We start from the raw sequence: 11,320 nt of genomic DNA, 5'->3' as shown, positions 1-11,320 counted from the left end.
CATCCGCACAAAAGGCTGCGTATGCGAACAAAAGCAGTCTCCATCCGCACAAAAGGCCCGCGTATGCGAACAAAAGCAGTCTCCATCCGCACAAAACCCTCGCGTATCCGCACAAAACCCAGCGCATCCACACAAAATCATTCACTGCATAGTAATCCTTCCTTCCTAAAGTTTCGTCTTCAGCTCCCAATATTCACCTCTTGCTGTTTTATCGATTTCATTTTATTATAAGAACAAATGTTCTTAAAAAGAGGAGAGCTTATGTACGGGAATGCACCTAATCGTTCTGTTTTTTGTATCGATATGCGGAGCTTTTATGCGAGCTGTATGGCACATCTTCATAATTTAGATGTAATGGAGGTACCGATTGCGATCATTGCTAATTTTCAGCAAAAGGGGAGTGTTGTGCTGGCTGCATCTCCACCGATGAAGAAACGATTTAACATTAAAACGGGTGCGCGCCTTTATGAAATCCCGCGGCATCCGGATATTCGGTTATTTGAGCCGAAAATGGAACTTTTCGTTCGATTTTCAATGGAAATTACACGGCTACTCAATCAGTATGTACCAAAGGAAGCTATCCATGTTTATAGTGTGGATGAAAGCTTTGTCGATCTGACAGGAACTGAAAAGCTATGGGGACCGCCTGAGGAAATTGCGAAAAAAATCCAATACCGCATTTACGAGCAGTTTGAAATTCCAAGTGCAATTGGAATGGGTCCGAATATGCTCATGGCGAAGCTAGCACTTGATTTAGAAGCGAAGAAAACAGATTTTGCTAAATGGACATATGAGGATGTGCCAACGAAGCTATGGCCAGTCTCCCCACTTTCTGAAATGTGGGGGATTGGCAAAAGAACGGAGCGCTCGTTAAATCATATGGGCATTTTCTCTGTTAAGGATTTAGCGCATGCAGACCTTAAAACGTTGGAGGAGCGCTTCGGTATACTTGGTAATCAACTCTACTATCATGCTTGGGGAATCGATCATTCGACCATTGGTGCACCAATTATGCAGGGGCAAATCAGCTACGGCAAAGGGCAAATGCTGATGCGCGATTATCGGACGCGTGATGAAATTTTGGCTGTTATTTTAGAAATGTGTGAGGATGTAGCAAGGCGAGCACGTGATGCAAATATGATTGGACGTACGATTACACTTGGCTTGAATTATAGTAAGGATGCATTTGGTGGAGGCTTTCAGCGAGCACGTACAATCCATGAGCCAACAAATGATACGATGAAAATTTATGAGGTCTGTGTGGAGCTTTTTGATGAATTTTATGGGGAACGACCGGCACGGCAGCTGTCAGTCAGCATTACGAATCTAGAAAGCGAGCATTCTATGCAGCTAAGTCTATTCGATGATCAAAAATGGCGTAGACGTAAGCTTGGTCGCGTAATGGATCAAATTCGTGCGAAATACGGCTCCACAGCTATTTTACGTGCTGTCTCCTATACTGAGGCAGGGACAGCCATTTCAAGGGATGGACTACTTGGCGGGCATAAAAAATAATCCAGCTTACGTATACAAGTTGGGTTGTAGTCCTAATTAGCACAGCCAAAAATAAATAGGAGTGGAGAATCGATGAATCGAGATCGGGGCACTATAAAATGGAACGCTATGATGCTGCCAGAGCATGTGAAGCTTTTACGTGAATGGCAGGCAGAGGATGATATTATTACTAAGCCAGAGTTAGACGAATGGGCACTGCAGGAAATGGGGGAGCAAATCTTGTGGGCATATGAGCATCAACTAGCATTAGAGCTGAGAATTTGGGAAATAAAGCGACTTTATAAAGTGCAGGGGAAAATTGTCCACATGGATACACAACGAAGTATATTACAAATGCAGAATGGTCGTCAGTTCTCTTTGAATTCTGTATGTGGGGTACTATTACTTGAATAGGGAATTCAGTCATAATGTTGAAACCATTCGTACGACACGATTAGTAAGTGGACGCATATAATAGCGGTAAGATAGACTTATAAAATTTTTTGGTTTTAGCGATAACAGCGGGCAGCTCAACATTTAAATTTTCGCAGCATTCTCCATGCCAAAACTTAAAGGGAAGAACGAATAAATGAAACAATTGAAGGAGCGATCTCAAGTAATATGAGATTGCTCCTTTTTTAGCACATTAGCAGTCGATTACCATCAATTATTCGGTAATGGAAAGAAAAAATATTGTATTTTTGAAAAGAACAATGTACAATTCAAATACAAATAAATGTTGATTTAATAACGTTTCGGTTGTATTTATTGTATTTTTACAGTGTACATTTGTATTACGTCAGAGGAGGGTACTTGAAAATGAAAAAGATTATGGTAACCGGTGCTTCAGGACAAATCGGTTCAGAGTTAGTTGTAAAGTTAAGAGAAATTTACGGCCAGGATGCTGTACTTGCCACCGACATTCGCCAAATTATAAATAGTGCGGGACCGTTTGAAGTACTAGATGTAATGGATGGCAAAAGGATGTATACATTAGCTAAAGATTTTGGCGCCGATACGATGATTCATATGGCAGCTTTACTTTCTGCCACTGCTGAAAAAAATCCACTTTTAGCCTGGAATTTAAATATGGGTGGACTTATGAATGCACTAGAGGTTGCACGTGAGCGGGAAATGCAGTTTTTTACACCGAGCTCAATTGGTGCATTTGGTCCGACAACACCAAAGAATGATACGCCACAGGATACGCTACAGCGGCCAACAACAATGTATGGCGTCAACAAAGTAGCGGGTGAGCTGCTTTGTGATTATTATCATGCGCGTTACGGTTTAGATACACGCGGTGTCCGTTTCCCAGGGCTTGTATCATATGTTACGCCTCCGGGTGGTGGGACGACGGATTATGCGGTAGATATTTATTATAAGGCGATTGAAGAAGGGCGCTACACATCGTACATTGCAGAAGGCACATATATGGATATGATGTATATGCCAGATGCATTGCAGGCGATAGTTGATGTAATGGAGGCAGATGGATCAAAGCTGATTCATCGTAATGCATTCAATATTTCAGCGATGAGCTTTGAGCCAAGTGAAATCGCAGCGGAAATTCGTAAGCATATTCCACATTTTAAAATGAGCTATCAAGTCGATCCTGTTCGTCAAGCGATTGCAGATAGCTGGCCGAATGAGATTGATTCTACAGCGGCGCGTGAAGAATGGGGCTTTAAAGTAGAATATAATTTAGAAAAAATGACAATTGATATGCTGCAAAAATTAAAAAAGAAATTAACGAAAAAGGCCATTTCATAAATATAAAATCAAGCAGGTAGCAAAATCCGCTACTTGCTTTTTATTTTTTGCAGAATAGTAATGAGAAATATCTAACAAAAATAACCGGAATATTTACTTATTTCAGTATATTGTATTAAAATTATAATGTTGGGAGAAGTTTCATATTGGAAAAGGGGATGATTCACATGATGCAAACACCGTTATTATTAACGGATTTACTCAAACGTGCGGAAACCTATTACGCACATAATCACATTATTTCCAGAACAAGTGATACAATGATTCACCGATTAACTTATGCGGAGTGGGGGAAACGTACGCGTAAGCTAGCGCATGCATTAACAGAGCTAGGCATGCAAAAAGGGGATAAAATTGCTTCGTTCGCATGGAATCAACATCGTCATTTAGAGGCTTATTTTGCTGTACCGTGTGCAGGTGCTTGCTTACATATGGTCAACATTCGCCTATCACCAGAGCATATTACGTATATTATTAATCATGCCGAAGATAAAATACTAATCATTGATGAAGATTTAGTGCCAATAATTGAGGAAGTTCAAGCGGATTTAAAAACGGTCGAGCATTTCATTATTATGGCAGATGGGGAACTGCCAAATACAACGCTACCAAACGCATTATCCTATGAAAGATTACTCGCTGAGGCGGATGAGCAGTTCGAGTTCCCAACAGACTTGGATGAAAATTCGCCTGCAAGTATGTGCTACACAAGTGCCACAACGGGAAATCCAAAGGGTGTCGTATATACACACCGTTCACTTGTACTTCACAGCATGATGTTATCGATGGTAGATACAATGGGGATATCAGAGCGTGATGTTGTGATGCCGATTGTGCCAATGTTCCATGTAAATGCATGGGGGATGCCATATGCGAGCGTTAATGTTGGGGCGACACAGATGTTAGTGGGTCCACAATTTACTCCAGCGTTAATACTCGATTTAATCGAGCAGGAAGGTGTTACCAAAACGGCAGGCGTCCCGACAATTTGGATAGGTGCAGAGCAGGAAATGGAAAAACGTCCGCGTGATTTAAGTAAGCTACAGGCCATCTATTGCGGAGGATCAGCCTCACCAAAAGGATTAATTCGTACGTACGAGGAAAAGTACGGGGTAAATTATATCGTCGTATATGGTATGACGGAAACCTCACCAATTGTAACTTTATCGAACTATTTGAAGAAAATGGATGATTGGCCAACTGAAGATAAAATTGAGGCACGTGCAATGCAAGGATTAACCGTGCCAGGTATTGAGTCCAGTATCGTGAATGAGAACGGGGAAGTGCCTTGGGATGGTGAAACGATGGGAGAGCTACGCCTACGTGGTCCGTGGATTGCTAGTGAATATTATGAGGATGAACGTACAGCCGATGCCTTTCACGACGGCTGGTTATACACGGGTGATATCGCTGTTCGATCAACGGAAGGCTTTATTAAAATTACGGATCGAACGAAGGACTTAATTAAGTCAGGCGGTGAGTGGATATCCTCTGTTGATTTAGAGAACGGTCTAATGTCGCATCCGGATGTGTTCGAGGCTGCAGTTATTGCTATCCCACACCCGAAATGGCAGGAGCGCCCGTTAGCCTGTGTTGTTTTAAAGGATAACGCAGCGGTAACAAAGGAAGAGTTAATGGCCTATTTAAGTGAGCAGTTCGCGAAATGGTGGATGCCAGAGGATATTGTATTCCTAGATGAAATTCCGAAAACTTCAGTAGGAAAGTTTTTAAAGGCTAAGCTACGAGAAAATATAAATGAAATTTATCCAGGGCTGACATTATAAATTAATAATCCGTGATAAAAACTAACCATTTTTATTACGGATTATTTTTATTAGAGGAGAAGAGGCTGTGAATAGCACAATGCTATCCCAGTTTTTGCTTGGCCTGATTTTTTAATAATTTTCTCATGGAAACAGTTTTAATAATATCTCCGTTAGCATTTGTAATGTCATCTTCATCATAAATTTCATATCCTAGTGACTCATATAACATGAGGTTTCTTGGAACAGACTTTCTAACTTTACATTGGATTTCATAAATCTCCTTTGATAAAGAGAAACCTTCTAATGCATGTAAGAGTTTTTTAGCCATCCCTGTTCCTTGAAATGCTTGTTTAACAGAAAGGCGAGAAAAATATAAATAGTTGTCAGCTAACTTGAATCGAACCATTGCAACAGGTTCTTGGTCTAAATAGCCGACTAATGCTAGTTCTCCGCTTTCTAAATTTCTGGAAATTGATGCGACCGTTTCATTTAAAGCTGAAGAAGGCATAGGATCGGTTTTATACTCAGAAAAAGCATCCATCATAATATCGTATATAATTTCCGCATCCGAATCTAATTTAATCATCATAATTATACAACTCCTCTTTCAGTATTTTGTATAATTATAAAGTTTTGCGAATTTATATTCAACTGGTTTTAAAACCTGAGCGACAAATAAAGAGAGCTCCTGAAAATTTCAGAGCTCTCATAATGGTATTATTTATTTAGCATTTCAAAAACTTGCTCTACATCTTTATCGCCGCGACCTGAAATGTTGATGATAATGCTATCTTCTGGAGATAGGGTTGGTGCTAATTTCAATGCATGGGCTACCGCATGAGAAGATTCTAATGCAGGAATAATACCCTCCACTTTTGATAACGTTTGGAAGCCTTCTAATACTTCCTCATTTGATATCGTTACATATTCTGCACGCCCAATTGTTTTTAAATGGCTATGCTCTGGACCTACACCAGGGTAGTCAAGACCAGCTGCGATTGAATACGTTGGAAGTGGATTGCCTTCCTCATCTTGTAGGACTAAGCATCGGAAGCCATGTAGGTCACCAGGTGTTCCTAATGCCATCGTTGCTGCTTTGTCAGGCTCGATACCGATTAATCGAACGTCTTCGTCATCAATGTATTCTGCAAAAGCCCCGATTGCATTACTACCGCCACCAACACATGCAAGTACAGCAGTCGGTAATTTACCTTCCTTCGCTAAATGCTGCTCTTTTGATTCCTTTGAAATAACAGATTGGAAGTGCTTTACCATCGTTGGGAATGGGTGAGGACCAACTGCCGATCCAAGTAAATAGAACGTATTTTCATAGTTTTCTACAAGATCGGCAAAGGCTTCATCTACCGCATCCTTTAGACGAGCTTGGCCTTTCTCTACAGCAACCACTTTTGCACCTAAAAGCTCCATACGGAATACGTTTAGTGCTTGGCGTTTTGTATCCTCAGCCCCCATATAAATTGTACAATCCATGCCGAACATTGCACAGACAGTTGCTGTTGCTACACCGTGCTGTCCTGCACCTGTTTCTGCAATAACACGTTTGGCACCCATACGTTTTGCAAGTAGGATTTGCCCTAATACGTTGTTAATTTTATGAGAGCCAGTATGGTTTAAATCTTCACGCTTTAAATAAATTTTTGCGCCGCCACATTGTTTTGTTAGGTTTTCAGCGAAATAAAGAGGGGATTTGCGCCCAACATATTCCTCGAAATAGTAGTTTAATTCACGATTAAAATCTTCATCGTCTTTAAATTTATTAAAGTTTTCCTCTAAAATATCTAATACATTTTGTAATTCTGCCGGTACTAGACTGCCACCAAATTCACCGAAATAGCCTTTTTTTGTAGTTGTTGTCATTTATTTTACCTCCATTTGTTTTGATGCCTGAATTAGCTTTTCAATTGAACCCCAGTCGCTGTTTGCTAAGGCGTCTACAACCTTGCTTCCAACAATTACCCCGTCGCTAAATGTAGCGAAATCTGTAACATGCTCGGGTGTTGAAATGCCGAATCCTGCTAACACAGGGATCGAGCTATAGGATTTTAATTGATCAAAATGCGCCGCTAAATTGTTAGCGAAATCAGCACGTGCACCTGTAATGCCGTTTACTGTGACCGCATAAATAAAGCCTTCACTTGCTTGCGCTAGCTTTGCAATCCGTTCTGGCGGACTTGTTAGAGACACAAGCTGTATAAGAGAGATGCCTGCCTCGCGAAGCTCCTCATGAATAATGGCACTTTCCTCAAGTGGCATATCAGGTACGATTACACCACGAATCCCAGCCTCGTAAGCATCACGTGCAAATGCTGCTGCACCGTAAGCTAAAATAGGGTTTAAATAGGTCATCGCCACAAGGGGAATCGTTACTTCAGCCGTAAATTCCTTTAATGTCGCTAATACATTTCGTAGGTTTGTGCCGTTTGCGAGTGCACGTTCACCGGCTTTTTCAATCGTTGGGCCGTCTGCAACAGGGTCTGTAAAGGGGATACCGACCTCTATTGCAGTAACGCCAAGCTCCTGTAAACGTAGAATCGTATGACGAAGCGCCTCGAGTCCACCATCACCTGCCATAATATAAGGAACAAATGCCTGATCACCGCGCGCATTTACGTTTTCAATTGCTCCTTGTAACGTCATCTCACCCCACCTCCCATTGCGTCAATTAATGTGTGCACGTCTTTGTCACCGCGTCCTGATAAACAAACGACAATGATAGCATCTTTAGCCATTGTTGGAGCTAGCTGTGATGTGAAATAAATCGCATGTGCACTTTCTAACGCGGGTAAAATGCCTTCTGTCTCACAAAGTAGCTTTACACCCTGGAGCGCTTCCGCATCAGTCACGGCATCATATGTAGCCCGACCAATATCCGATAAATAGCAATGCTCTGGACCGACAGCAGGGTAGTCAAGACCAGCTGAAATCGAGTGGGCCTCCTGAACAAAACCATTTTCATCCTGTAGCAGGTACATATAGGCACCGTGCAATACGCCCTTTAGTCCGCCGGCAATTGCTGCAGCATGCTTGCCTGTTTCGATTCCGCTGCCTGCCGCTTCCACCCCAATTAATTTCACATCAAGATCCTCAACGAACGGGTAGAACATGCCAATTGCATTACTACCGCCACCTACACAAGCAACAACAGCATCCGGTAGGCGACCTTCCTGCTCTTGAATTTGTGCGCGTGCTTCATCCCCGATGACACGTTGGAAATCACGTACAATGGTTGGGAACGGGTGAGGACCAAGTGCTGAGCCTAATATATAATGTGTGTCTTCAATATGAGTAACCCAGTGACGAAGTGCCTCGTTTACAGCATCCTTCAATGTAGCAGAGCCTTTTTCTACAGCGACTACTTTCGCACCTAGCAGCTCCATTCGGAATACATTTAATGCTTGGCGCTTTACATCCTCAGCCCCCATATAAACGATACATTCAAGGTTAAGCAGGGCACATGCAGTAGCCGTTGCCACACCATGTTGACCAGCGCCTGTTTCAGCTACGATTTTCTTTTTCCCCATGCGGATAGCAAGAAGTGCCTGCCCGAGCGCATTATTGATTTTGTGTGCCCCTGTATGGTTTAAATCCTCACGCTTTAAATAAATTTTTGCCCCGCCGCATTTTTCTGTTAAACGCTGGGCGAAATATAGCGGTGTTTCGCGCCCAACATAGTTTTTTAAATAGTAGCTTAATTCTTCATGAAATTCTGGGTCCTGCTTTGCTTCCTCATAGGCTTGTTCAAGCTCTATTAACGGGGTCATCAAGGTTTCTGGCACAAATTGACCGCCAAACTCACCAAAACGCCCCTTTATCTTTGTAGTCATTGCTTCTTCGCTCCTTTAGCCTCAGTTAAAAATGCTTTTATTAAATCGTGGTCCTTCATTCCGTCCTTTTCAACACCACTTGATACATCAACCCCGAACGGCTTTACAAGCTCGATTGCCTGAGAGACATTTTCAGCATGCAAGCCGCCAGCTAAAATGACCTTATCCATTGAGATGTGAGCTTCTTCTAGTAGCGTCCAGTCAAACGTATGCCCACTACCTCCGCGATAATCTGTCCCAGGTGCGTCGAATAAATAGTAGTCGACACTATAGAGGGCAGCCTTTTCCACATCCTCTTTTGAATGGATCGAAAAGGCCTTGATGGATGGTAGGCCAATAGAGTTAATCCATTCATTCTTCTCATCACCGTGATATTGAATAAAATCAAGCGGTACGTCTTTAGCGATTTGTTCAATCTCATCGCGAGTAGCGTTGACGAAAACACCGACTTTTTTTATATGTGATGGAATTTTTTTTGAGAGTCTCTGTGCATCTTCAACAGATATCCGTCGTTTACTCGGCGCAAAAACAAATCCGACAAAATCCACACCTGCCGCAACTGCTGTTTCGACATGCTCCTCGCGTGTTAAACCGCATATTTTTACAACGGTCATTGCGATTCGCCAACTTTCATCGGGATGGGTACTTGAAGTGCTTGAAGGTTTTCCGCGACATGTTCACTACGCATCAGTGATTCTCCAACTAACACGGCTTTTGCACCAAAGCCTGCAACCTGCGAAGCATCGTCACTATTCCAAATACCGCTTTCACTAATAAAGGCAATATCGCTACGGTTTAAAGCGGAAGAGATCTTTTCTGTTTGCTTTAAATCTACCTCGAACGTTTTTAAGTTACGGTTATTAACACCGATAATTTTTGCATCGATTAAAAGAGCGCGTTCTAGCTCCTCCACATCATGCACCTCTACAAGTACCTCTAAGTCACTTTTCGTTGCATAGCTGTATAAGCTTTGCAATTCTTCATCTGTTAGAGCAGCAACAATTAATAAAATAACAGAGGCACCAGCAGCCTTCGCATAGTCAATTTGCACCTCGTGAATGATAAAATCCTTGCAAAGCACAGGGATTGCTACAGCATTTGCCACCGCATTTAAATCCTGATAGGAGCCTTTAAAGAATTTTCTTTCTGTTAGCACTGAAATACAAGCGGCACCTGCTTTCTCATAGGTTAACGCCTGTTGGACAGGATCTACACCTGTTGCAATATCTCCTTTGGACGGAGAGGCACGCTTCATTTCTGCAATGACTTGAAGCTGTTTGTCATAGATTAATGTTTCATATAGGGAAGGGCGTTGTTTTTCAAGCGTATGGAACTTCGGTAGGGCTCCTAGAAGTTCTGGTAGTTCTAACTTTTTATTGGCAATAATCTTATCTAAAATGGTCATCTGGTAGCACCTTCTTCCTGCAATTTTTTACTATAAGCAACAACAGCGTCTAATTTATTTCGTGCACGACCTGAGAAAATACTATCCTTCGCCATATCAATGCCTTCCTTCATCGTGCTAGCTAAGCCATATGCAAAGAAGCCAATTCCTGCATTTAATATGACCGTGTCGAAATATGCACTTTGTTTTCCAGCTAAAAGATCCCGCATAATTTGCGCATTTTCTACAGCATCTCCACCACGAATGGCAGATAAGGGCTGCGGTGTTAAACCAACATCTTCTGCACGGAGCTTAAACGGTAAAATATCACCATGGTCAAGGAGCACGAATGTATTTTCTCCCTGGAGTGAAGCCTCATCCATTCCACGGGCACCCGATACAACAATGGCACGCTCACGTCCGAGCATGTGCAACACTTGTGCATAATCTGTTGTAAAGCTTGGACGGTTAATGCCAACAAATTGCGTCTTTAACGGCACGGGATTTGTTAATGGACCGACCATATTGAAAATTGTTGGTTTCCCAATAGCTTGACGTACTTCTCCAATTCGCTTTAGCTTGGGATGAACAGTGGGAGCATGTAAAAAAGCGATTCCTTCCTGTTTTAATAGTTCCGCTGTTTGCTGGAAGGACGAGAGTAGCCCAATTCCAAGTGCTTCTAATACGTCCGAGCTTCCAGAAAGGCTTGAAACTTTACGGTTCCCATGCTTCGCAACGAGCAGGCCGCCACCCGCTAAAACAAATGCTGAAGTAGTTGAAATATTAAAGCTTTGTAATCCATCTCCACCAGTTCCGCAGTTATCAATATAAATGCCATCTGGTACGTCCACTCCCACGGCATGAGAGCGCATAACTGAAGCTAAACCTGCAACCTCAAATGCTGTTTCTCCTTTTGCACTTAATACTGTTAAAAAAGAACCAATTTGTTCTTTTGGTGTTTCTTCATTAAAAATGAACTGTGAGGCTACAACCATTTCATCGAATAATAAATTCTCGCCGCTTTCAACACGCAAAATAAAAGTTTCTAATGGCATCCT

11 protein-coding genes are annotated in these 11,320 nt (G+C 42.1%); 4 read left to right on the top strand and 7 right to left on the bottom strand.

What is annotated here, in order from left to right:
• Positions 1-261 precede the first annotated feature (261 nt).
• From V4T18_RS16855 to V4T18_RS16840, 4 genes are all read left to right on the top strand, one after another.
• On the top strand, positions 262-1,515 hold the full coding sequence (locus V4T18_RS16855) for a Y-family DNA polymerase (RefSeq protein WP_332651403.1): 1,254 nt from the start codon (positions 262-264) through the stop codon (positions 1,513-1,515).
• 72 nt (positions 1,516-1,587) lie between these two features.
• On the top strand, positions 1,588-1,908 hold the full coding sequence (locus V4T18_RS16850) for a YolD-like family protein (protein WP_332651401.1): 321 nt from the start codon (positions 1,588-1,590) through the stop codon (positions 1,906-1,908).
• A gap of 405 nt (positions 1,909-2,313) precedes the next feature.
• Positions 2,314-3,267 carry an L-threonine 3-dehydrogenase gene (locus tag V4T18_RS16845; RefSeq protein WP_332651400.1) on the top strand — a complete coding sequence of 318 codons (954 nt, stop codon included), beginning with the start codon at positions 2,314-2,316 and terminating at the stop codon, positions 3,265-3,267.
• 167 nt (positions 3,268-3,434) lie between these two features.
• Entirely contained in the window at positions 3,435-5,051 is a 1,617-nt protein-coding gene (locus V4T18_RS16840) for a long-chain fatty acid--CoA ligase (protein WP_332651399.1), read from the top strand.
• An 82-nt stretch (positions 5,052-5,133) separates the two neighbouring features.
• Here the strand turns inward: V4T18_RS16840 and V4T18_RS16835 are convergent, their stop codons facing one another.
• The 7 genes from V4T18_RS16835 to trpD form a co-directional block, all read right to left on the bottom strand.
• Positions 5,134-5,619 (bottom strand): GNAT family N-acetyltransferase, encoded by a 486-nt coding sequence (locus V4T18_RS16835; RefSeq protein ID WP_332651397.1) that lies wholly within the window; start codon positions 5,617-5,619, stop codon positions 5,134-5,136.
• A 131-nt stretch (positions 5,620-5,750) separates the two neighbouring features.
• Entirely contained in the window at positions 5,751-6,911 is a 1,161-nt protein-coding gene (gene trpB / locus V4T18_RS16830; RefSeq protein ID WP_332651395.1) for a tryptophan synthase subunit beta, read from the bottom strand.
• Positions 6,912-7,691: a tryptophan synthase subunit alpha gene (trpA, locus tag V4T18_RS16825; RefSeq protein WP_332651393.1), complete on the bottom strand. Its 780-nt coding sequence runs from the start codon at positions 7,689-7,691 to the stop codon at positions 6,912-6,914.
• Positions 7,688-8,878, bottom strand: coding sequence for a tryptophan synthase subunit beta (gene trpB, locus V4T18_RS16820; RefSeq protein ID WP_332651391.1), 1,191 nt, complete (start codon positions 8,876-8,878; stop codon positions 7,688-7,690). Before trpB (V4T18_RS16820) ends, trpA begins: the two co-directional genes overlap by 4 nt.
• Complete coding sequence (locus V4T18_RS16815) at positions 8,875-9,492, bottom strand: phosphoribosylanthranilate isomerase (protein ID WP_332651389.1); 618 nt, start codon at positions 9,490-9,492, stop codon at positions 8,875-8,877. The genes trpB (V4T18_RS16820) and V4T18_RS16815 overlap by 4 nt, the downstream gene beginning before the upstream one ends.
• Complete coding sequence (gene trpC, locus V4T18_RS16810) at positions 9,489-10,283, bottom strand: indole-3-glycerol phosphate synthase TrpC (protein WP_332651387.1); 795 nt, start codon at positions 10,281-10,283, stop codon at positions 9,489-9,491. Before trpC ends, V4T18_RS16815 begins: the two co-directional genes overlap by 4 nt.
• The gene (trpD, locus tag V4T18_RS16805; RefSeq protein ID WP_332651385.1) at positions 10,280-11,317 is read right to left on the bottom strand and encodes an anthranilate phosphoribosyltransferase; all 1,038 of its coding nucleotides are present in this window, start codon (positions 11,315-11,317) and stop codon (positions 10,280-10,282) included. The genes trpC and trpD overlap by 4 nt, the downstream gene beginning before the upstream one ends.
• Positions 11,318-11,320: the final 3 nt, after the last annotated feature.

It is taken from the genome of Lysinibacillus sp. 54212, from assembly GCF_036662795.1.
Taxonomy (GTDB): domain Bacteria; phylum Bacillota; class Bacilli; order Bacillales_A; family Planococcaceae; genus Lysinibacillus_B.
Note: the sequence above shows the minus strand (reverse complement) of the source record. Positions and strands in the feature narration are given on the sequence as shown.

Bases quoted from the DNA above. Each gene is read 5' to 3' on its own strand.
- V4T18_RS16855 (WP_332651403.1), top strand. From the start codon at position 262: ATGTACGGGAATGCACCTAATCGTTCTGTTTTTTGTATCGATATGCGG.
- V4T18_RS16850 (WP_332651401.1), top strand. From the start codon at position 1,588: ATGAATCGAGATCGGGGCACTATAAAATGGAACGCTATGATGCTGCCA.
- V4T18_RS16845 (WP_332651400.1), top strand. From the start codon at position 2,314: ATGAAAAAGATTATGGTAACCGGTGCTTCAGGACAAATCGGTTCAGAG.
- V4T18_RS16840 (WP_332651399.1), top strand. From the start codon at position 3,435: ATGATGCAAACACCGTTATTATTAACGGATTTACTCAAACGTGCGGAA.
- V4T18_RS16835 (WP_332651397.1), bottom strand. From the start codon at position 5,619: ATGATTAAATTAGATTCGGATGCGGAAATTATATACGATATTATGATG.
- trpB (WP_332651395.1), bottom strand. From the start codon at position 6,911: ATGACAACAACTACAAAAAAAGGCTATTTCGGTGAATTTGGTGGCAGT.
- trpA (WP_332651393.1), bottom strand. From the start codon at position 7,691: ATGACGTTACAAGGAGCAATTGAAAACGTAAATGCGCGCGGTGATCAG.
- trpB (WP_332651391.1), bottom strand. From the start codon at position 8,878: ATGACTACAAAGATAAAGGGGCGTTTTGGTGAGTTTGGCGGTCAATTT.
- V4T18_RS16815 (WP_332651389.1), bottom strand. From the start codon at position 9,492: ATGACCGTTGTAAAAATATGCGGTTTAACACGCGAGGAGCATGTCGAA.
- trpC (WP_332651387.1), bottom strand. From the start codon at position 10,283: ATGACCATTTTAGATAAGATTATTGCCAATAAAAAGTTAGAACTACCA.
- trpD (WP_332651385.1), bottom strand. From the start codon at position 11,317: ATGCCATTAGAAACTTTTATTTTGCGTGTTGAAAGCGGCGAGAATTTA.